The sequence below is a fragment of the Dongshaea marina genome, from assembly GCF_003072645.1.
Classification (GTDB): Bacteria; Pseudomonadota; Gammaproteobacteria; order Enterobacterales; family Aeromonadaceae; genus Dongshaea; species Dongshaea marina.
The window spans coordinates 2767147-2790221 of record NZ_CP028897.1; the positions used below are offsets into that span (position 1 = coordinate 2767147).

Annotated in this window: 17 protein-coding genes and 1 pseudogene; 8 read left to right on the top strand and 10 right to left on the bottom strand. The window is 51.4% G+C overall.

The genetic code is table 11. The annotated features are described in order from the left end of the window. Nucleotides 1–1971: 1971 nt before the first annotated feature. Together DB847_RS13085 and DB847_RS13090 are read right to left on the bottom strand one after the other, a co-directional pair. Nucleotides 1972–3336, bottom strand: coding sequence for an L-serine ammonia-lyase (locus DB847_RS13085; protein WP_108651104.1), 1365 nt, complete (start codon nt 3334–3336; stop codon nt 1972–1974). Nucleotides 3337–3364: 28 nt separating this feature from the next. After that, a complete protein-coding gene (locus DB847_RS13090) occupies nt 3365–4660 on the bottom strand; it encodes an aromatic amino acid transport family protein (protein ID WP_407644419.1) in 1296 nt (431 codons plus the stop codon). A 686-nt stretch (nt 4661–5346) separates the two neighbouring features. Here DB847_RS13090 and DB847_RS13095 point away from each other — a divergent pair. Further along, nucleotides 5347–6180 carry a substrate-binding periplasmic protein gene (locus DB847_RS13095; protein ID WP_108651105.1) on the top strand — a complete coding sequence of 278 codons (834 nt, stop codon included), beginning with the start codon at nt 5347–5349 and terminating at the stop codon, nt 6178–6180. A 120-nt stretch (nt 6181–6300) separates the two neighbouring features. Here the strand turns inward: DB847_RS13095 and DB847_RS13100 are convergent, their stop codons facing one another. From DB847_RS13100 to DB847_RS13110, 6 genes and pseudogenes are all read right to left on the bottom strand, one after another. After that, nucleotides 6301–7710 (bottom strand): FAD-dependent oxidoreductase, encoded by a 1410-nt coding sequence (locus DB847_RS13100; protein ID WP_108651106.1) that lies wholly within the window; start codon nt 7708–7710, stop codon nt 6301–6303. 15 nt (nt 7711–7725) lie between these two features. Beyond that, on the bottom strand, nt 7726–8775 hold the full coding sequence (locus DB847_RS26840; protein WP_456073094.1) for a GltB/FmdC/FwdC-like GXGXG domain-containing protein: 1050 nt from the start codon (nt 8773–8775) through the stop codon (nt 7726–7728). Continuing rightward, nucleotides 8776–11741: pseudogene (gltB, locus tag DB847_RS26670) on the bottom strand (glutamate synthase large subunit); the annotation flags it as partial. Next, nucleotides 11684–12175: a hypothetical protein gene (locus tag DB847_RS26845; protein ID WP_267897708.1), complete on the bottom strand. Its 492-nt coding sequence runs from the start codon at nt 12173–12175 to the stop codon at nt 11684–11686. The pseudogene gltB and the gene DB847_RS26845, both read right to left, overlap by 58 nt. 313 nt (nt 12176–12488) lie before the next feature. Continuing rightward, nucleotides 12489–12611, bottom strand: a complete 123-nt coding sequence (locus DB847_RS26065; RefSeq protein WP_267897709.1) for a hypothetical protein — start codon at nt 12609–12611, stop codon at nt 12489–12491. Then, nucleotides 12605–13321 carry a carbon-nitrogen hydrolase family protein gene (locus tag DB847_RS13110; RefSeq protein ID WP_234418395.1) on the bottom strand — a complete coding sequence of 239 codons (717 nt, stop codon included), beginning with the start codon at nt 13319–13321 and terminating at the stop codon, nt 12605–12607. The genes DB847_RS26065 and DB847_RS13110 overlap by 7 nt, the downstream gene beginning before the upstream one ends. A 129-nt stretch (nt 13322–13450) precedes the next feature. Here DB847_RS13110 and DB847_RS13115 point away from each other — a divergent pair, with 129 nt between their 5' ends. Next, entirely contained in the window at nt 13451–14812 is a 1362-nt protein-coding gene (locus tag DB847_RS13115; RefSeq protein ID WP_108651107.1) for a phenylacetate--CoA ligase family protein, read from the top strand. Between the two features lies 1 nt (nt 14813). Here the strand turns inward: DB847_RS13115 and DB847_RS13120 are convergent, their stop codons facing one another. Next, on the bottom strand, nt 14814–16079 hold the full coding sequence (locus DB847_RS13120) for an MFS transporter (protein ID WP_108651108.1): 1266 nt from the start codon (nt 16077–16079) through the stop codon (nt 14814–14816). Between the two features lie 759 nt (nt 16080–16838). Here DB847_RS13120 and DB847_RS13125 point away from each other — a divergent pair. From DB847_RS13125 to DB847_RS13140, 5 genes are all read left to right on the top strand, one after another. Beyond that, entirely contained in the window at nt 16839–18611 is a 1773-nt protein-coding gene (locus tag DB847_RS13125; RefSeq protein WP_325049077.1) for a cytochrome c biogenesis protein CcdA, read from the top strand. Next, nucleotides 18584–18874, top strand: coding sequence for a thioredoxin family protein (locus DB847_RS26395; protein WP_325049078.1), 291 nt, complete (start codon nt 18584–18586; stop codon nt 18872–18874). The genes DB847_RS13125 and DB847_RS26395 overlap by 28 nt, the downstream gene beginning before the upstream one ends. Next, nucleotides 18871–19602, top strand: coding sequence for a DsbA family protein (locus DB847_RS13130; RefSeq protein ID WP_108651109.1), 732 nt, complete (start codon nt 18871–18873; stop codon nt 19600–19602). Before DB847_RS26395 ends, DB847_RS13130 begins: the two co-directional genes overlap by 4 nt. Beyond that, nucleotides 19595–20095: a protein disulfide oxidoreductase gene (locus DB847_RS13135; RefSeq protein ID WP_108651110.1), complete on the top strand. Its 501-nt coding sequence runs from the start codon at nt 19595–19597 to the stop codon at nt 20093–20095. The genes DB847_RS13130 and DB847_RS13135 overlap by 8 nt, the downstream gene beginning before the upstream one ends. A gap of 217 nt (nt 20096–20312) precedes the next feature. Continuing rightward, complete coding sequence (locus DB847_RS13140; protein WP_159084605.1) at nt 20313–21044, top strand: SDR family NAD(P)-dependent oxidoreductase; 732 nt, start codon at nt 20313–20315, stop codon at nt 21042–21044. A 219-nt stretch (nt 21045–21263) separates the two neighbouring features. Here DB847_RS13140 and DB847_RS13145 read toward each other — a convergent pair whose 3' ends face one another. Further along, nucleotides 21264–22046, bottom strand: a complete 783-nt coding sequence (locus DB847_RS13145) for a hypothetical protein (RefSeq protein WP_108651112.1) — start codon at nt 22044–22046, stop codon at nt 21264–21266. Nucleotides 22047–22379: 333 nt separating this feature from the next. Between DB847_RS13145 and DB847_RS13150 the strand changes: the two genes are divergently transcribed. Next, nucleotides 22380–22607 (top strand): glycoside hydrolase family 18 protein, encoded by a 228-nt coding sequence (locus DB847_RS13150; RefSeq protein ID WP_108651113.1) that lies wholly within the window; start codon nt 22380–22382, stop codon nt 22605–22607. Nucleotides 22608–23075: the final 468 nt, after the last annotated feature.

Genomic DNA, 23075 nt, shown 5'->3' on the forward strand with positions numbered 1-23075 from the left:
AATCACAATAACTTATGCACAAAATCGATATTGAAAGTGAGTCTGAATTATCAATATGAAAATACTGAATTATTAATAGATAAACTGACCCTGAGTTGCTCAACGCGATAACACACAGATAAATGAAACCCACAAAACCCCTTTATATCAACAACTTGTGGTAATGCTTCAGATTTTTAACCAAACAGAGAAATAGATAACAAATCGATAACCAGACATAATGTAATCTGAACGGAAGATAGGTTTACTCATCTATTTTATCTGCCGCAATTATCAATAACTTATTCGAGTTATAAGAAAATTCAGCCAGAAGTTAAGTTTAATAAAGTTGATTTTTAAAAATCAACTCTTAATAAATATCACCTTGATGATTCATGAGAATAAAATGAGACTCATATAGCTACAAAGCTGGTGAGAAAATATAAACAGTTTCTGTACAAAAACTAAAAACATACCTCAATTGCATGAGCTATATCACAGAAAAGTAGAATATCCTCAAAAACCAGATAATTTGAATCTTATGAACAAATGATCCCCGGTGCTTACCTCATGGAATTTCAGGCTCTTCCTTTGGATTGGCTTCTGAAAAGCATAGGGCGATTGAAGCCAAATGGCAGAATGCCTTGGAGCGGCTTTTTGCAGCTACACAGCATTATTTCCGAGCTCGCCTCAGCGTTCATTTACGGGGGTTAGCTCTCCCCTTTGATTCGTGCCGAAAAATCATAAAGTGATTTGAAGTTGAGCAGCATGGACGCTGCGAGTGCGCAACCAGTATAGGGATATACTATCTGCGCTGTGCTTCAAAACACTATGATTTTGAGGGATATGTGAATCGAGCGGCACCCTCGGGGTTGTTAGGGGGACTGGCTGAGCAGTCCCTGCCATACAGGATGTATCAATGCCGTGGAAGGCTGGATGCCTGAGAACGGCCTAACCCGTAGATAGCTTACGCCATCCAAGGCTACCGCTACATTCGCACCTCCATGTGCAGCATCCACGGCCGGATAATTGTGCCGCCAGGCACAAACCAGCTACCGCAGGTCAAACTGCTCCACATTTGTATCCTGCGGATGGATGACTTGCAGCTACGCTGCATTTGCCGGTGCTGACCGGCGACAGGCAAGAAGGTGCGCTCGCCCGCACCCTCTTGCATCTCCCGGGGCAGCCCGGATCTCGCTGAACCCTCACAATAACAGGGAATTGGAGGCACCAAACAAACGGGATATCCCTATCCCGGTTGTTTTCTCGCAACCTCCTGTCTCTCTACCTCCAATACCCAAGTTATTATTCGGCGCTCGCTCACGGGGGATTAAACACCTTCTCTTCGATTAAGCTTCTAAGGTCGTTTATATGCTTCTTGGTGTTTGATTATTTCGAGGCAGGACGCCGAGCCGCGTAGCTCGATGGAGGGGTGAAGTGACTCCCAGAGTCACGAAACGCGAGATAGGATATCGAGCTGGGGGAGTTTATCAGGGATGATAAATGCATCGCGCAGAGCGAGCCTTTGGTTACTTTGAGCGATACCAAAGTAACTCGACCGCCGGGCGAATACGGCAATATGGCGAAGCCATAAACCAGCTGGCAGCAAGCCACGCAACCAAAATACCGGGGTGTCCTTGGGAGTAAAGAGGGTATTGGACAAGCATGTACCTACTATGCAGGGATGTATTAATGCAATGGAAGACAGGACGTCTGGGAACAGCCTCTTCCCGCAGGTCGCTATCGTCGATTACCATCCCTGATAATCTCTCCCTGCTCGGTATCCTTACCTCACGTTACGTTACTCCGAGAGTAACTACACCCATGACTATCGCTACATTCGCACCTCCATGTGCAGCATCCACGGCCGGACAATTGTGCCGCCAGGCACAAAACCGCTGACCGCAGGTCAAACGAATCCCCCACTATGCTGCAGTAGATAAAAAAACGCCAGCGGATGCTGGCGTTTATTCTCAGGATAGCGGGTGCTTGTTAGCAGCACTCTACCTTGATCGCGAGACCGCCTTTAGAGGTTTCACGATACTTAGGATCCATATCCTTACCGGTCGCGTACATGGTCTCGATCACCTTGTCCAGAGAGACACGCGGTGCCGAGGTACGCTGCAGAGCCATACGAGTCGAGTTGATCGACTTCACCGCTGCGATCGCATTACGCTCGATGCAGGGTACCTGCACCTGTCCTGCGATCGGATCACAGGTTAGTCCCAGATTATGCTCCATACCGATCTCTGCCGCAGAGCAGATATGCTCAGGGCTGGCACCCAAGAGCTCAGCCAGACCCGCTGAAGCCATTGAACAGGCAACACCCACCTCACCCTGACAGCCAACTTCGGCGCCAGAGATGGATGCGTTCATCTGGTACAGGATACCGATCGCAGCCGCAGTCAGGTAGAAGCGAGCAATCTCATCACGAGTCAACGGATTGATGAACTTGTTGTAGTAGGAGATCACCGCAGGGATGATTCCCGCAGCACCATTGGTTGGTGCAGTCACTACGCGGCCACCGGCTGCGTTCTCTTCACTCACCGCCAGGGCAAACATGTTGACCCAGTCAACAACCTGCATCGGATCATTGTTCAGAGAGCCTGAAGCAACCAGCTTACGGTGCAGAGCCGCGGCACGGCGTGGCACCTTCAGAGGACCGGCCAGCACACCTTCGGTACGCATGCCACGCTCAACCCCCTCTTTCATCACCTGCCAGATCGCATCGAGCTTTTCATGGATCTGCTCTTCAGATGCATGAGTCAGCTCGTTCTTCATCATCAAGGCAGAGATAGAGATCCCCTGCTCATGGCACAGCGCCAGCATCTCTTCGGCACTTTCAAAATGATAAGGAACCTTGGCACCACCCGGACACTGAGGCTTACCGAAGTTCTCATCATCGACGATGAGGCCGCCACCGATGGAGTAGTAGGTCTTGCTCAGCAGCAACTCTTCACCGGCAAACGCGCTCAGTACCATGCCATTTTCATGCTTTGGCAGGCACTCATCATGGAACACCATGGCAGAAGCAGGGAAGGCAACCTGGTGGCCGGCCGATCCCAGAGGAAGCATTTCGGTTGCTTCGACCAGCTTGAGAAACCCTTCGGTTGCATCCAGATCAACGGTTGCAGGCAGGTTTCCGGCCAATCCTAGCAGGATAGCGCTGTCGGTGTGGTGCCCTTTTCCGGTCCAGGACAAAGAACCATAGACATCAACAACCACACGGTCAGCTTTATTGAGTAGCAGTTTCTCACTGAGAAGATCGCTGAACTCTTTAGCAGCCTTCATCGGCCCCACAGTGTGGGAGCTTGATGGACCGACACCGATTTTAAAAATATCAAATACACTGATCATTGTTTCACTCACTTACATCTAACAAGTGTTAGGAGAAAAGTCCGTACAGCAAACCTGAGATAGCTACCAGCCCCATCAGGCCGATGAACAGGTTGCTCAGCTTGCCACGATACTGTTGCAATGCAGGAACAGTACGAATTGCATAAATTGGCATGATGAACAGGATCACAGCGATGATTGGGCCGCCGATAATAGTGATCAGGTTCAGGATACTTGGGTTAATAACCGCAACCAGCCATACAGTGACAGCAATGAACAGAGTAGAGAACAGGCTGACTGCTTTCATGTTGGGCTTCTTGCCCATACTTTCGGCTTGCTGGTTAATCACACCGTTAAGACCTTCCTGGGCGCCCAGGAATGTACCGAAGAAAGCAGCACAGATAGAGATAAAGGCAACAACAGGACCCACATAAGCGATTACAGGGCTACCCATCTGGTTCGCCATCGCAGACAGTACGGTAATATTGTCGTGCTTAGCCGTTGCCAGCTGCTCCGGAGTCAGACTCAGGACACAGGAGAAAACAAAGAACATCACAAAAAACAGCAGCAGAGAGGAGCTGCGACGCAGGATCTTATCGGAGCGCTCCACCGCGCCTTTACCCAGACGCTTACGCTGCGCAACAGCAAAGCTTGAGATCGCTGGTGAATGGTTAAATGCAAAGACCAGTACCGGAATGGTCAGCCACAGGGTCTTAAAGAAGCTACCCGCGGTTGGGATCACCTGCAGTGAAGCCGTGCTCCAGTGTGGGATCAGGTATAAAGAGAGCAGTAACAGGATGGTGATCAGCGGATAAACCAGTCCCTGACAGATCGCCAGCATCAGCTTACGACCGGTCATGATCACAGCCATCAGTACAACCACCAGGATCAGTGCCAGCAGAGGGCGGTTCATCGCAGGCATATGCAGCTGATGGGTAATAAAACCCTGTACCGTGTTGGTGATACCCACCCCATAAACCAGCAGGATCGGGTAAACAGCAAAGAAGTACAACAAGGTGATAATCTTACCACCAAGCGAACCGAAGAATTCGATTACGACATCCGTAATATCCGCATCATCACCAACCTTAGAGGCCAGGACAAAGCGAGACAGATTGCGGTGAGCCATATAGGTCATAGGACCGACTAACAGGGCCATCACCACCAGTGGCCAAAAGCCACCCATGCCAGCATTCATCGGCAAAAATAGGACACCAGCACCGACAGCGGTACCGAACAGGCTTAACATCCATTTAGTGTCTTCACGACCCCAGCCTTTGCTTGCAGAAAGTTCTGCCTCATTGGATTGTACCAATTCACGTTCAACGGTTTGCTCAATAGACAAAATATTCACCAAAATAAGCGCTAGAAAATTTAGGGTGCGGAGAATATCTTTTTTTTCCTGCAAAAAATAGGGTTATCCGGGCTAACACACCATTCTGTGAGCAATATCTCAAAAAAACACGATCAAGATCACATATTTTGGTCTGACAGTAATTAACAACAGAACTGATGAGGCTCATCTGAAACAATTTCTTGGCCATACAAGCAGAAAAAATAAGATCCGAATCACAAAAGCAATCGCATAAAATTGAAAGCTGATTAATAAAGCGTTATATGCAGTTTTTTATCTCCCTCCGGGTTTCCAAAAGCCATTTTAATAGCTGAGACCTCTAAGATAAATCAAAATATTACCTTGCATATCAATAATTTACAGGAGAACCTAAGATAATAACCTTTCAAGCCTCATGTTGAACTCTGTTCAATAAATCTCTATTCATCCGTTTGCTGAGGCTGGTATTAAGCCCCATTGTTTGCGAAAACTCCGTGAGTTTTCATGAGGCATCAAGATAAATCAACCCAATCCATACAGTTAGTTAACATTTTAATTTTTTGACTAACCCTATTTCAGCAAAAATAGCAGCCTTCGAAGGCTTGAGAGCTAAAATAGAATACAAAGCTCCTGGTAAACTTTAATAGGTGCTCACTAAATAACAACATATGCTACATATCTGATCAGGAGAGTCTGAAGTGTTTACTAAATTAATACAAAGCTGTCTGCTTATCGGATTTATCGGCTTAATTGGTATTACCAATTTACAAAACAAGGCCATTGCAGCCCCATATCCCGAAAGTAAAACCCTGGTGATCGGCATAGAAGAAGGCAGTGACTGGCCTCCTTATGAATACTATAAACGCCAGGGGGGTGAGGTAACCGATGAGGTCGCAGGCTTCAATGTTGAGCTGCTGCATGCGATTCTCGATCCCCTGGGGATCCGCTTTGAATTTAGGAGCTGTCCCTGGAAGCGTTGCCTGGCGCTGCTCAACCAGGGAGATGAGATTCAGATGATTCTCCCTACCTCCCTGAACAGCGAGAGAAAAGCCAACTATCTTCACTCCCGTGCCGTTTACAGCATCACCCCCAGCTACTTCTATCTTAAAGAGCGTTATCCGGCTGGCTTAGATATCCAGCACCCCTCCGATCTTCTCAAGCTTAAACACCTGTGCGGCCGCTTCGGCTATAACTATGCCAACTTCGGTCTGGATAATGAACAAGTCATCCGAAAAGCCAAGAATTACCAGAAGCTGACCGACAAGTTGATGATGGGACGCTGCGATGCGATCCTGGCTCGCTATGAGGTGTTCGCCGCCCATAAGCTTCTGGGCATGCCTTATCTCACGCCAGAGATCGCGCATGCCGCCATTCCGGGCGTCCCCAAAGAGAAATTCTATTTTCTGCTGACCCGCCACTCCCCCTACAGCGCAGAACTACTCGGGATCATCAACAGGGGACTGGAAAGGTTACACAAGGAAGATAAACTGCAGAAGATGCTGGCCCATTACCTGAAAGAAAATGGGCTATAGAAGGGCTGATATCAAATAGCTTGGCAGCCTCTATCAACAAATCTCGATCAAGGACTCATAAAAAAACCGGGAGCTATGTCCCGGTTTTTTATCTCATCTATAGTACTTGAAGATGAACCGCTACCCCTGGTGCAGGAATCGCTGAATATCTTCAGCAGCCTGCAGGCCATCGGCGACGGCGGTCACCACCAGATCCGCTCCCCGGGTCAGATCCCCACCGGCGAACACTTTTGCCAGCGAGCTTTGCTGAGGGTAAACTCCCTGCTCCAGGCACAGCCCTCCCCATGCGTTCGACTCAAGGCCGCTCTGCCCCATAAACTCCGGGAGCTTGGGGATAAAACCAAAGGAGATGATCACCGCATCGGCCTCCAGCAGGTGCTCGCTGCCTTCGACCTGCCGCACAGATTGCCGGCCACTGGCATCGGGAGCCGCCAGCTCGGTCTGTGCCATCCTCACCCCGGTGAGCCGCCCCTTGTCATCACATTCGATCCCCAGAGGCTGACGCTGCCAGAGGAACTGGGCTCCCTCCTCAATCGCATGCTTCACCTCTTTTTGTGAGCCTGGCATGTTTGCCTGATCCCGTCGGTAAGCACAGCGTACCTCAACGGCGCCCTGACGGATTGCGGTTCGGACGCAATCCATCGCCGTATCACCTCCCCCAAGGACCAGCACCCGCTGACCCGAAAGGTCGATCGCCGGTTGCTCACTATAACCAAGTTGATCGCGATTGGATGCGATCAGGTAATCAAGAGCCTGATAGACTCCGGCGAGCTGCTGATTCTCGAGGCGGGCATCCAGGGGTGTTTGGGCGCCCAGACCCAAAAAGACCGCATCATAATCGCTCAGGATCTTCTGATACCCCGCTTCGTCCACCTCGGTATTGAGGACAAACTCAACGCCCATCGCCTCAAGCAGCTCACGGCGCCGGACTAAGAGATCTTTCTCAAGCTTGAACGAGGGAAGCCCAAAGGTAAGCAGTCCGCCGATCTCCGGGTGGCGATCATAGACCCGAACCTGCACCCCACTGCGCGCTAATCGTTCGGCGCAGCTTAGGCCCGCGGGACCGGCGCCGATCACCGCCACCTTGCCCGCAGTCATCCCCTTCGTTACCAGAGGCTCAGGCTTCCAACCCCCTTCAAGGGCAGCATCCGTAATAAAGCGCTCCAGGTGACCTATGGTGACCGCACCAAATCCATCATTCAGGGTACATGCCCCCTCACACAGTTTCTCCTGCGGGCAAACCCGACCACAGATCTCAGGAAGGGGATTGGTTTGATGAGACAGGCTGGCTGCCGCTTCAATTTGTCCTTCCGCCACCAGGGTCAGCCAGCGCGGAATATAGTTGTGCAGCGGGCACTTCCAGCTACAGTAAGGGTTACCACAGTCCAGGCAACGCTCTGCCTGCTGCTGAGCCTGGCTCAGAGTAAACTCCTGATAGATCTCAATATGCTCACTCTTACGCTGATGCAACGGGGTCTTATTCGGCTCAGCCCGCGGAACATTGATAAATTGAAATGTATCTTGCTTCATCGATAGCCTCTTCAATTATTGCGCCTGAGCGGCGAGCTCCTGGGATGCCTCATCACTGTGTCCCAGCAATCCGGAAAGGGTCAGCCCTTTTGGCTTGACCAGGGTAAATTCACTGATCCAGTCTTCAAAAGTCTGCAACACATCCTGAGCCTTATCACTACCGGTCTGCAGCTGATGCTCTAGCAGCAGGGCTCGTAAATGCTCCTGGAAGCGCGGCAGGGAGCTCAAAGGGAGGAGCTCAACATGCTCGGCGTTGACCCTGGGCTGCAAACGGGCGATCGGCATCATCACATAGGCAAATCCACCTGTCATACCTGCGGCGAAGTTGATCCCACACTCGCCCAGTACCAGTACCACACCCCCAGTCATATATTCACAACCGTTATCGCCAATCCCTTCGATCACCGCGCTAGCCCCCGAGTTACGCACCGCGAACCGCTCTCCGGCACAGCCGGCGGCATACAAGGCACCCGAGGTGGCACCATACAGACAGGTATTACCCATGATCATTGACTCGGAGGGCACAAAGCGAACCCCCTGGTGAGGCCTTAAAATAAGCTCTCCGCCAGCCAGGCCCTTACCCACATAATCGTTGGCATCACCGGTCAGAGCAAAGCGCACCCCGCCGGGCAGCCAGACACCAAAGCTCTGCCCGGCACTCCCTTCAAAGTGACACTCAACCGGCGTTTGCGGGATCCCCTCAGGCCCAAAGCGATTGACAATTTCACCGGCCAACCGGGCACCCACCGAACGATCGGTATTGGAGATCTCAAAGTGGAGCGAGGAGCTCTGCCGGGAAGTGACCATAGGTAACACCTGCTCCAGCAATTGCTGGTTCAGCACTCCCTGATCAAAGGGTGGATTTCCCTCCTGATGACGTAACGGGCTCTGTGCTGATCCGGGTTGCGCCAGTACCGGGCTCAGATCCAGACGCTGCAGCTTACTGCGCTCACCCAGCACAACCTCAAGTAGATCCACCCGGCCAATGAGATCGGTAAGGGAAGCAACGCCAAGCCTGGCCAGGATCTCCCGCACCTCACGGGCAATGAAGCGGAAGTAGTTCATCGCCTCCTCTACCTTGCCCTTAAAGTGCTTCTCACGCAGGGTTTCGTCCTGAGTGGCAATCCCGTAGGCACAGTTATTCAGGTGACAGATCCGAAGGAATCGGCAGCCGATGGCGACCATGGGCGCCGTGCCGAAACCAAAGCTCTCGGCACCGAGAATCGCGGCCTTCACCACATCCAGGCCATTCTTAAGGCCACCATCGACCTGCAGGCGCACCTTATGTCGCAAACCATTTGCCACCAGCGCTTGCTGAACCTCGGCCAGCCCCAGCTCCCATGGGCTTCCGGCGTAACGTACCGAGGTCAATGGGCTGGCTCCGGTGCCGCCATCATGGCCGGAAACCGTGATGAGATCGGCATAGGTCTTGGCCACCCCGGCGGCAATGGTGCCGATCCCGGGCTCTGAAACCAGCTTGACCGAAACCAGAGCCTTGGGATTGAGCTGCTTGAGATCGAAGATAAGCTGCGCCAGATCCTCGATGGAATAGATATCGTGATGGGGTGGTGGTGAGATCAGGGTCACTCCCGGAGTGGAGTGACGCAGCTTGGCGATCTCAACACTGACCTTGTGGCCGGGAAGCTGGCCGCCCTCACCAGGTTTAGCCCCCTGAGCCACCTTGATCTGGATCACTTCTGCATTGCTCAGATAATGAGGGGTGACGCCAAAGCGTCCTGAAGCCACCTGTTTGATCTTGGAATTTCTTTCATCCACAAAGCGCCGGGCATCTTCGCCCCCTCCCCCGAGTTGGATCGTCCGCCTAACCGATTCATCGCGATCGCCAGCGTTTGGTGGGCCTCAGGGCTCAGAGCACCAATCGACATGGCGGCGGTGTCAAACCTTGGGTAGAGGGATGATTCCGACTCCACCGCATCCAGTGCAATCGCGCCATCCCCCTCGGTCAGCTGCAGCAGATCACGCAGCTGCGCCGCCGGGCGCTCACTGACCAGTCGGGAAAAGTGCTGATAATCGGTGTATTCACCGCTTTTAACCGCCTTTTGCAGACTAAGCACCACATCCGGATTGAAGCAGTGATACTCCTCCTGGCTCTGGTGCTTGAGCAGACCACCAAAAGAGATCGGCAGTGGGCTCCAGGCCTGTTGAGACAGACGAAGCAGATCGGCTTCAACCTCCGCAAATCCGACTCCCTCGATCCGTGGCTCCACCCCCTGAAAACAGAAGTCTGCAATTTCAGTGTGAACTCCCACCAGATCAAACAGCTTGGAGCAACGATAGCTGGAGACAGTTGAGATCCCCATCTTGGACATCACCTTGAGCAGTCCTTTATTGAGCGCCTCACGGTAATTGCTAAAAAGCTGGCGAAGCGAACCACTCAGTTGTTTTTGTGCCAGGCGTTCGGCCAGTAGCTCGTAGGCTAAATAAGGGTAGACGGCGGTCGCACCAAAGCCCAGCAACACCGCCAGATGGTGCGAGTTGCGCACACTGGCGGTCTCCACCAATAGGTTGGTATCGCAACGCAGCTGCTCTGCCACCAACAGACGCTGGATCGCTCCAACCGCCATTGCCGCAGGGATCGGCAGGCAATCTTTTTGAATATCCCGATCACTCAAAACAAGCTGCACGACGCCATCTCGCGCCGCTTCAATGGCCTGGTGGCACACCCGCTCCAGGGCGGCTTGAAGCCCCTCATCCGGCTGGTAGTTCAAAGAGATGATCTGTGTTCTATAGTAGGCTTCATCCAGAGCCATAAGCTGGGCAAAGTCTGAGGGTAACAGCGCCGGTGAATCGAACTGAACCCGGTGGGACTGGCGATAGGTCTCGTAAAAGACGCTATGCTCCCGGCCGACCCGTGAGATCAAGGACATCACATGTCGCTCACGCAGCGGGTCGATAGCAGGGTTGGTCACCTGGGCAAATTTTTGCCTGAAGTAATCGTAAAAAGAGCGCGGCTTGCTAGAGAGTACCGCCAGCGGGGTATCATCGCCCATCGCCATGACCGGCTCCTGTCCCCCCTCGCCCATCACCAACAGCTGCTGCTCTATCTCTTCAAAGCTATAGCCAAACAGCTTGAGGTAGGCATCGAGCCCCTCACCGTTAAGGTTAAAGGGAGAAACATCCTCATCACGCACCGAGTTCAATGGCTGAAGATTCAGGCAGTTCTGGGCCAGCCACTCTTTGTAGGGGTGCTGGATCTTGAGCTCATCATCAATCTCAAAATTACGCCACAGCTTGCCGGTGTAGGTATCGACCACCAGCAGTTCACCGGGACCGACCCGCCCCTTCGCCAGCACCTCATCGGGAGCATAATCCCACAGCCCCACCTCGGAACCCAGGGTGATGAGGCCATCCTGGGTCATCACATAACGGGCCGGGCGCAGGCCATTTCGATCCAGGCCACAGGCGGCGAATCGTCCATCGGACATCACCAGGCCCGCCGGACCATCCCAGGGCTCCATATACATAGAGTTAAAATCATAAAATGCCCTGAGATCCTCATCCATCAGCGGGTGATTCTGCCAGGCCGGTGGGATCAAAAGGCGCATCGCCCGAAACAGATCCATACCCCCGGCGAGCAGCAGCTCCAGCATGTTATCCAGGCTGGAGGAGTCCGAGCCCGACTCATTCACATAGGGCGCGGCATCGGCCATGTCCGGCAATAATTGAGAGGCAAACTTGCAGCTTCGGGCTCGTGCCCACTCCCGGTTACTGGTGATGGTATTGATCTCGCCATTGTGAGCCAGATAGCGGAACGGTTGAACCAGGTGCCATTTAGGAACTGTATTGGTTGAGAATCGCTGGTGAAAGATAACGATCGAGGACTGGAGACGAAAATCAGCCAGATCCGGATAAAAACTCTTGAGATCGGCGGGCATGCACAGCCCTTTATAGACAATCACCAGGCAGGAAAGACTGGCCACATAGAAGTGATCATCGTCGAGAAGGGCTTTCTCTATCTGCCGTCTGACGATATACAGGCGCCGCTCCAGATCAGTCTTTGACCACCCCAGGGGGCATTGATAAAGACCTGCTCAATCAGGGGCAAACTTGCCGCCGCGTGTTCACCCAGCACCTGCGCATTCACCGGAACCGTGCGCCAGCCTACGACCGATAGCATCTGCTGCTTCAGGGCGTGCTCAACCACTTCCCGGGCATGTTGCGCCTTGATCGGATCCTGGCTTAAATACAGCGTCCCCACCGCAAATTTACGATGCAGTGACCAGCCCTGCTCCGCAGCCAGGGTGTGAAAAAACTCCTCCGGCAGACGCATCAGCAAACCGCAGCCATCTCCGGTCTTCTGGTCGGCGCCAATTCCTCCCCGGTGTTGCATCCTTGCCAGGGCGGACATTGACAAACGGATCAGCCGGTGACTGGCTTTTCCCTCGACATGGGCGATTAATCCAAATCCACAATTATCTTTTTCTACTCCAGCATCATAGAGCACTCCAACTCCCTCCTACGCTACAGCACATCAATGCTGCGCCAGCTTAAAAATGGCTGGCGCAATTTCTCACCATATCTGTAATTTTCCTACGGAGCAAGGAAATAAAAACAGTCACGAAATCATCCTGTTAGGTTACAAAACGCAACAAAATGAATTATTACTGGCTGAATTTGGATAAATGAGCCAAATACCAAATTATTAACGATATTCTGCCGTTTCATGAGGGTGCTCGATTCAGCCGAGAATCTCGGGTAAATCGCCTGGAGAGGGAAAAATGTTGTTGAATAACCCCGTTTCACCCCTGAGTAAAAAATCAGCGGGTACTGAACAATCGCTGATGCTGCATGACAGGGATCTGGCGGCGCTGTTTTCTCAATAGCTGGCAATCTATGGTCGCCATCACCACAGACTCCCCCTGTCCGGCCTCGGCTAACACCTCCCCCAGCCTGAGATGATGCAGCTATGGCCATAGGTTTCCCGCAAGGGATCATGAATCCCTCCCTGGTTGGCAGCGATCAGGGTGCACTGATTTTCGATGGCCCGGGCCCGCAGCAGCGGCATCCAGTGAGCCTGGCCAGTCACCCGGGTGAATGCCGATGGCAGTACCACAAGCTCGGCTCCCAGATTAAACAGCTGGCGAAACAGCTCGGGAAAGCGCAGATCGTAGCAGATCCCAACCCCCATCCTGCCAAAGGGAGTCTCCACCAGCGCCACCTCAGAGCCGGGATAATAGCTGGCTGATTCACGATAACTGCCGGTGGCATCGGCAACATCCACGTCAAACAGGTGGATCTTATTGTAGCGAGCCCGCAGCTCTCCCTTATCATCGTAGATAAGGCAACTGCTATATACTCGCTGTGGATCGGGCGAGTCCGCAATCGGGATCGCTCCCCCCACCAGCCAGATCCCAAGCTCCCGGGCACTGCGGGACAAGAGGCTGCGTATTGCTCCGCTGGCTTCACATTCTGCCCTGGCATAATCAACAAGCTGAGCTGAGGAAAACAGGGCAAAGTTCTCCGGAAGAACAACCAGCTCAGCCCCCTGCTGCCGCGCCTTTTTGAGCAGAGCATAGGCCCTGGCCAGGTTATCCTCCAGTTGAGGTGAGCTCACCATCTGCACGGCTGCAACCCGAAAACTATCTTCCATCCGGCACTCCTTCTTCCCTCGCTATATAGATCACCAGAATCGGCGATCCCTATTCAACACGCAAGAGGATTTGAGCTATGCGGTACTAGGCTACACTCTTGATATAGGTGTTCGCTGTGGCTGAAGAATATGGACCTTTTCAACCTGCTTTCTAAAATTATTCAGGTGAAACAAGCTGAATCGCTCAGTACCGATGAGCTGGCCGAGCTCCAGCGTTCTCGCTTTCAAAAGCTGCTGGCATATACCCTCAAGCACTCCAACTTCTACCGCGAATACTATGCCCAGCACGGGATCAAACCCGCCCACATCAAAGAGATCAGTATTCATGATCTGCCCACGGTCAATAAGCACCAGCTGATGGAAAATTTTGATGATGTGGTCACCACAAAGGATCTCACCAAACAGCGGATCCAGGAGTTCATCCGCGATCCTCAAAACATAGGTCGTAAATTTTTGGGCAAATATGAGGTGATCACCACCTCAGGCTCAACCGGAGAACCCGGTTTTTTTATCTATGACCAAAGCGCCTGGAATACCCTCAGAGCCCTGATCCTTGAGCGAGTCTCCAAGGCTGAGCTCAACCCATTTCACCGAGCCCGATTCGCCTTTTACGGGGTAACCGGCGGGCACTATGCCGGAGTAAGCCTTGCAGCAGACGCTCCCCGGGTGTTCTTTAATACTCTGCTGTGCTCGGTCAATGATCCGATCCAGGAGGTCATACGGCGTATTCAGGAGTTTCAACCCAATATCATCTCAGGATACGCCTCCTCGGTGCACACCCTGGCGGAGCAACAGCTCCAGGGGAAACTCGATATCTGGCCCAAGCGGGTCGTTTGCTCAGCCGATCACCTTACCGAGACGATGCGCGAGAATATTTTTAAAGCCTGGGGGATCGATGCCACCAACTTTTATGCCGCCTCAGAGTCGATCGGGATCGCCGTTGAGTGTGGTTTACATACAGGATTTCATATCTTTAACGATTGGCATTACCTGGAGTCTCTCACCAGCGTCCATCCATCGACTGGAGAAGGTATGAGCGCCAGCACCCTGATGACCAATCTCTATAACTATTGTATGCCGGTAATCAACTACGAGATGTATGATGAAATCGAGCTGGGAGAAAACCTCTGTCCCTGTGGCTGGCAGTTCCCCATGATGCGTAACGTTGCCGGACGGGTTGAGGAGTTTCTCTGGTTTAAAACTCCGGACGGTGGCCATGACTACCTGCACCCCCTGAACATAGTGGTGCTTGCAGCGCCCGGAATGCAGCGGCTACAGCTTCACCAGGACTCACAAGAGTCATTTATTGCCCGGATCGCCCTCGAACCCGAGGCCGATGAAACCCGGGTTGTCGATTCGATTCGCCAGCAGCTCCAGCTGTTACTGCAGCAAAAGCACCTGCCAAATATCTACTTTCAGGTCGAAGTGGTCGACGAGATTCCTCTGGATCCCGTCTCTGGTAAATATAAGTTTATCACCAAGGCTTTGTAGCTCAGGCGAACCGATCCCCTCGGGAGAGAGTCAAGGTTTTAGAGCTTGTCGTATCCCGCCAGGCTAGCTGCCAGAGCAATCCTGCCCCTAACAGGGCTATGGCGCCGGTCATCCACCAGGCAACCGTAAATCCATAGTGCTCAATCACTCCCACCACCAGAGGAGGACTGAGATACTCCCCTGCCATCATCACCATAGGCAACACACCACAGATCCTCGCCCTATGGCTACTGGGTGAGTGGTTTGCAAAGTAGAGGCTACTCTTGATGACTATCAGGATCTCGGCCACACTCATCAGGGCAACGGCCCCCCACAGTGAATAGGAGTGGTGCCACAGAGCCAGCAAGATAAAACCTGCGGCCAGCAAAAGACCGGAAACCGAAAGGCTCAAGGCTTCTGAAACCCGCTTAAACAAAGCAATCAGTATCGGGGTGCAACACACCACAATGATCGCATTTTCAGTCATTAGCTGCCCATACAGATGAGCCCCTGTATCTCCATAGAGAGACTGGGTATAAAGGGGTAGAGCAAACACCAGCTGGGAAAACCCAAAGGTCAGTAGCATGCTATAGAGGGTAAACCAGATGAGATAGGGACGCTGACAAAGCACTCGCCACAAAGAGCCCTCCACAGCTAACTCCTGGCGTGGGGAGTCGTCGGAGCTCGCACTCTCCTGGCATAACTGATTATGCCGGACGAACAATAGGACCAGGCTCATGGCAAACAGTGTCATCATCCCGTCCCCCCAAAACATCCACGGAAGATGATGAGCAAACAGGTATCCTGCGATGACGGGTCCCATCGCAAAGCCGAGGTTAACCGCCAGGTAGCCAAGTGAGATCGCCGTTTCCCTGCGCTCGGGACCCGCCAGATCAATCAGCATCGCGTTGGTACAGGGACGGATCGCCCCCATGGCAAAGCAGCCAATCAACACCGATGGAATGATAAAGAGAGTCTGGGCAAAAAAGCCGCAGATACCTATGCAGAACCCGGTCAGCAACATAGCCGCAAGCATCACCCACTTTCGGCCATGCTTGTCTGCCAGCTTTCCTCCGAGCATGGCACCGGGCAGAAAACTAAAGCTTGCAACCGCCACCAAGACCCCTGCCAAAGCCGGACTAAGGAGTAGTTTTTGAGTCAGGATAAGTCCCAGAAATGGGAAGATAAACGCACCCGCAGCGATAACGAGGCGTGCTAAGGCGACTAAATAGATATCACGAGGTAAAGAGGTGTAAAGCTTCCAGCTGTTGAGAAATCTGTCCTGCATTATCGCTCCTGATTAATAAGATACTGGGTTGATATAAGGGATAAAAAGATAAAGATGAGGAACGCATCGGGATGTTCATGGAAAAATACTCCTATAGAGATGATGACCAACAATTCTCCCTGACGGAGATTGAAATTTGGCCGACGAAACCTCAGTGTAAATCGGCATTTTTTATAATTCAAACCCAATTTAAAAGCAGTTACTTCCGGTTAATCAAATGAATAGCAAACACTCAATCGGGTAGCGGCACCAGAGGCACTGGTGCAAATGACTATGATTTGCATTCGTTTTATTTGATAATTCAACCAAAGTAGTTAAGATGAGGCTCTATTTTGTGAGGGGCATATGAATCGATCATCACGCGCGACAAGCTGGATCCTATATCTTGCATGCTTGCTGATCTTCAGCTGTACCCTGCAGCGCTCGATCAATGTCAGCCCCGCTGATATCCCCTCTAGCCTGTCCGCACAACAACACTCAACACAGGCTGACTCATCCGAACAGTCCCCTGACTTGTGCGATCTCAGTAGTAAATCACTCCACATGGATCCTCTCACACTCCTGAGCCTTGGTGTGATCTGTGCGCTCTTATCCCTGTTACTGGCACAATTAATCCCGCAAGTCATTGGCAGGCTCTACCAGGGCCCCCCTCGGACTCTGTCTCTCCCCTCATCCAGACTTCACTTACGATTGTGCACCTTCCGGGAATAACGCCTTGCTGTAATTCACAGTAAGTTTCATTTATTTCTGGAGAAAAAGATGTTGAACAGATTTAAGGCTGCATGGCTTTGCCTGCTGCTGTGGATCCCGGGTGCCTGGGCCACAGATGCGGCTTGGCTAACCAGCCCGCAAAATACCCATGCAAAAGTTAAGTTTCAGGCACAGACGACCCAGGCCGGGCAAACCCGGATGCTTGTCTCGGTTGCATTAAAAAATGGCTGGAAAACCTACTGGCGCTCACCGGGTGAAGGGGGCATAGCTCCCAGCATTCGCTGGCAGGATCCAAATATCAAAACCCGATGGTTCTGGCCAACCCCACAACGCTTTGAAGTGGCTGGGATCTCAACCCAGGGCTACCAGGGCGATGTTTCATTTCCTCTCAAGCTCGATGGTGTGAACTCCACGAAACTCAAAGGGACACTCACACTCCCAACCTGCAGCAATGTCTGCATTTTAACCGACTACCCGATTGATATTGATCTTGCCGGCTCACCCTCTTCTACGACGTTGGATTACAACTTTACCAAAGCGATGGCGCAACGCCCCCTACACTCAGGTGTCATTGAGGGTATCAGTGCGGGGTATCGTCAGGGAGAGTTACAGATCGTCGCAAAGCGCAAACAGGGGTGGCGATCCCCACAGCTATTCATCGACAGCCTTGCGGGTACCTATTTTGGAGAGCCCAAATTAAAGGTTCGGGGAGATGAACTGGTAGCACGGGTTCCGGTTACCGACGATTTTGGTGACAACACCGCGCAGCTTCATGGGAGGAATATATCCCTGGTGATGGTCAGTGACGGCATCTCACAAGAGAGCCAAGTTGAGGTTGGAGCGAGCCTGTTCCAAGAGCCTGCAACCGATATGTCGTTATGGCATGCCATCTTATTTGCCCTGCTGGGAGGCTTTATACTTAACCTGATGCCCTGTGTCCTTCCGGTTTTAGGCCTGAAGCTCGGTTCAGTGCTACAGGTCACTCATCGGGATCGCAGGCAAGTTCAACTGCAATTTTTGGCTTCATCACTGGGAATCATTAGCTCCTTTGGGATACTGGCGGGCTTTATGACCCTTCTTAGGCTCACCGATCAGGCTTTAGGCTGGGGGATCCAGTTCCAAAATCCCTGGTTTATTGGATTTATGGCCCTGGTCACCGCCCTGTTTAGCGCAAACCTTTTTGAGCTCTTTACCCTACGTCTCCCATCAAGGCTCTCGACCCGGCTGGCGACCTCGGGCGGTCAAGGCCTGGCTGGCAGCTTTTGGCAAGGTAGCTTTGCGACTCTGTTGGCCACTCCCTGCTCGGCCCCCTTTCTTGGCGTTGCCTTAGCATTTGCCCTGGCATCCCCACTCCCTCTGTTATGGGGGATCTTCATCGCCTTAGGGTTTGGAATGAGCCTGCCCTGGTTGCTCATCGCGACCTGGCCTAAAATCGCTCTGGCACTACCGCGTCCCGGTCGCTGGATGGGGAGGTTGCGAATTGCACTGGGATTGATGATGCTGGCCTCATCGCTATGGCTGATTAGCTTGCTAATAAGCCATATTGGCTTGCCTCTCACGGCGCTCATAGCACTGTTCCTGATCATCTCGTTACTGTTAAAAATATTTATGAAACATGGCCCCAACACCGGGATAAAAGTTTCAGTCTGGGCAACCCTGGCCCTTGCTCTGAGTATGACTCTGCCCTCCCTCGGTGCCCGGATTTGGAGTAATAGCGGCCAAGATCAGATCCAGTGGTCCCCCTTTCAAAGCAAGCCATCACTCAGGCCCTGTCTGAAAAAAAACGGGTATTTGTGGATGTTACCGCCGACTGGTGTGTAACCTGCAAAGCCAACAAAATCAATGTGTTGATGACCCCGGAAATTCAAAAAGCCCTTAGTGAAAAAGATGTCGTCACACTCAGGGGGGACTGGACCCTTCGCTCAGACGCTATCACAAGTTTTCTCAACAAACGTGGCGCGGCAGCAGTTCCCTTTAATCAGGTTTATGGCCCGGGTTTACCTCAGGGACAACACTTACCGACCCTCTTAAGTCAGTCATCGGTTCTTGATGCACTCAACCAGGCCAAAGGAGATAAAGCATGAAATACTGGCTACTCATTTTAACGGTGTTTTCCACCACGCTATGGGCAGAGCCTGCGCTCAGCCCGGCCCAGGACACCAGAGTCCGTGAACTGGTCCGCGAAACCTTAGTGAATAACCCGCAGATCCTGGAAGAGGCGATCGCCGCCTTGCAGGCACAACAGCAAAAAAAGCAGGGGCAAGCCCTGAGCGCCTTTATCAAAAATAACGCAAGCATTCTGTATCACGATCCCGCAACCCCGGTCATAGGCGCAAAAGATCCTAAGCTCACTCTGGTGAACTTTACCGACTACAACTGCCCCTACTGTAAGGTGCTGGATCCCGAGCTGATGAAGCTCCTCAGGGCGTTTCCACAGATCGCGGTTGCCATCAAGCATCTTCCCTTCAAGGGAAAATCCTCAGAGCAGGCCGCAGAGTTGGCACTCAGCGTTTGGGAAAAAAATCCTGAAAAATTCAGGGCCCTCCATGAAAACCTGATGCGCTATAAGCCCCACCACACAGAGCAAAGCATCATGCGATCTGAAAAACGTGCGGAAGTCGAACTTTCGCTGGCTGATATTAGCCCCCAAAGCCACGAGACCCTGACTAGCAACTTACAACTTGCCCGGCAACTTGGAATTAACGGCACGCCAACCACCCTCATCGGGGAGCAGCTCTTAGTCGGCGCAGTCCCTTACAACACCCTTGAGCGGGCGGTTCGCCAAGAGTTAGCAAGAGGTGGGCATGGATAAAGTAAAAAAATGGAGCAAAGAGATTGTATTGGGGCTGGTGATCCTTGTGGCTTTCAGCCTATTCATGGATTGGCTTCGCAAGCCGAATACCTCCCCCTTGGTGACGCAAACAAGTTTGATAACCCTTGGAGGTGACCCTGTCACTGTGGATAAGCTGAGTAAGGAAAAGCCCCTGCTTCTCTATGTCTGGGGAAGCTGGTGTTCTATCTGCAACTACACCTCGCCAACCGTCGACACATTAGCAAAGGAGGGAGTAAATGTGATGAGCCTTGCGTTACGCTCAGGTGACGATGCGCGGGTGACCCGCTACCTGGAGCATAAAGGTGTAAACCTTCCAGTGATCAATGATCCTGAGGGTAGAATCGCTTCACAGATGGCAATCGGTGCCACCCCCACCTTTGCAATCTTTTATCAGGGCAAGCTGGTGCAAAGCACCAGCGGCTGGACCAGTGGTTTAGGTCTCAAATTAAGGCTATGGCTGGCAACCCTCTAACCCAGTCATTTAAATTCAGAATAAGGGGCAGGAGACTAAACCCTGCCCTACCTACATAAGCAGGTAAACCTTAGCTCACTTCACGACTCTTTGCTTTTATCCTCCGCTGACTTTGAATCCATGCCTTGCTTGTGTATGGTTTTAAGTTAGCTGCAGATGAATCTGCACTTTAAGTTTCTGAGCAGTAACACGACAAATGATAACCAGGGAAGAGATGATGAATCATTTTCAAGATAAAGTAGTAATTGTAACTGGCGGTGGTAGCGGTATTGGCAAGGCGACAGCTGAAGCTTTTGTGAAGCAGGGCGCCAAGGTACTGATCAGTGGTCGCCGCATTGCTCCTCTCAAAACGTTAAGCGAAGCCCATCCCGGCAAAATTAGTTATATCCAGGCCGACGTCACCCAGGCCGACGATCGCAAACAGATAGTGCAAAGCGCCATAGATAACTATGGCCAGCTGGATATCCTGGTCAACAATGCCGGTATCTTTACCCCCGCCCCACTGCTAGAGTCTACCGATGATGATTTTAACCGGGTTTATCAGACCAATGTGCTCGCGCCTGCTGCCCTGATCCGGGAGGCTGCGCCTCACCTGGAAAAAACTAAGGGCTCGGTTGTCAATGTCTCCTCGATTGTCGGGCGAGCGGCGATGCAGGGAATGTGTTCTTACGGTGCAAGCAAGGCGGCTCTGGATTACCTGACCCGCACCTGTGCCATCGAGCTTGGGCCCATGGGGATCCGGGTTAACGCCATCGCACCCGGAGTCACTCAAACCGACATGGCTGAAAATATCGTCAAAGAGCAGAAGCAGATGTTCCTGGCCATGACCCCTATGGGACGCCTCGGCCAAAGCGATGATATTGCCCAGGCGATCCTGATGCTGGCGAGTAAGAATGCCGGCTGGGTCACCGGGCAAATCGTCGATGCCTCGGGAGGTATGCTGGTTTAATTTAAGCTTTACCCGACCGAAAGCATGCTATGGGGAGTGATATTCGGAGCTCCCCGATTTCAGCGATTATTTCTGACAAGCGGACTCCTTAAGAGCTCTGACAAATCTCATCCATGAGACGAAACACACCAAACAAATAAATAACTCCCGGGGCAAGCCCTCTCGCTTATGCTCGCCCTCGCTTCGCGAAGCGGAGGATTAGACCCACAGAGATTAAAACTACCTTTCTGGCCAAGTTAAAAACTCTATAGGTTCAACACTTTTCGGATACATAGTCCCTTGAACACTAGTTTGCTTAAAAAATGAGAATGAATCATCATTTGACACTCCAATCACATTTGTCTCCATATTGTTTGATAAAAAACCTTCAGACGAATGAATAAAAGCATAGCTTTCAGGCTTAACTCCATCTTCAGGTATCATTTTATCAAGCACTTTAAATATATCCACTTCAATACGGGCATCTTGCATATTACTATATACTAATGGCTCATTTTTTATTAACTCTTCAGGATTTTCTGGGAGCTCTTCTCCATCCCTGGGTTGCAAATGCAGCATTGAGTACTCATTCTGTCCATCACTTTTCCCCCAGTTTAAAATGCATACAATACAGCCACTTTGAGTGTCAGTAGTCCATAGATGGTTGTCGCCAGGCCTGCACTTGTTCGTTTCCTCGAGGCGGAATGGTGAGTCAGGGGATCTCATTGGTGTATATAAAACATTAACACAATCATGAGGATCACAGTCTTTTTCAGGCTGTACAAATAATGCAGCACCATCATAATCATCATCAGGTGATGGGTATGCTACAATCTTAATCGTGTTTAAACCAATGTTTTCACTTCCAACTACAGCTCCAGAAGATAGAACCGGGAAATAAACTTTATTCTCTTTAAGAAACTCTTCAGGTTTGTTAAGCATCATTAGACTTGGTGAGTCTGTATTTATATTTGGCTCATACCTTTGGATAACTCCAGCTCCAACTTGATTTAAATTATGCATTCTACAACCCTTAGACTAGACATATATAATAAACACTTTATACGCTAATGTTAATCCTAGTTCTTTCAAAATCTATTGTCATATATTGAATTTTCACCAATGATATATTTTACAATTGACGATTAATATCAAACAGTATAATTCAGAGCTATTATTGATTACCCCAAACGTCTGGCACTTTCCCGGAACTTCGAGTAGCCAGGGGAAACAGGTGATCTATTATTGTGATGTATTTAATTTAGGCAGGCATTGGTCCTGCGTCCACAAATTATTGCTGCCGAACAACTCCATAGCCAATATAGAATACCCCTAAGCCGCATTGAGTTAACCCCCGTGATAGGCCAGAACGATACTCTCGATGAGGTAACCAGTGTCAGGGGTATGCAGACCATCCGTCAGTGGGCGACAGAACATCAACTGGCGGCCATCCATTTCTGGGAATTCGACCGGGATACCCCCACAGGAAATTCATCCTCAGAAATGAGCGGAGCCCAGACCCCTACCCTGGCCTATAACAATGCGGTTACCGATGCTCAGGCTTCGACCAGCAGTTCACCCTGAGACACAAAACCACAGCTTGTTTCAGTCACTCGCTCGTGACCAGAACCAGATATGACAGACGATCCACACTCTCGAAGAAACTATCGCTCGTTGCACGGCTGGAGACAAACCAGACTATTACTGAATAAATATTCCAAAAATCATCTTCCTATCCCATAAAACCATGAATCTGGTCCTCCAACCAGCTAATTGAGACATGGATCACATCTTATTACTCATAAACAACTTAATGTTACCCAATAAAATGAGAGCGCTCTCATTTTCAGAAAAACTAACGAGAGGGATACTATGAAGAGCATTCTGCTTTGCTGCGCCGCCGGTATGACCACCCGCAGCTATCTCACTTCGCAATGGCGTTGCAAGCTCACTCTATCTATTCCCATTTACAAGCCTACTCCCCTGCTCTCCCGGTACGCGGGTGTGCCCGGAACCTAGTGTTTTCCAACCCAGTTCACCGTTGATATTCAC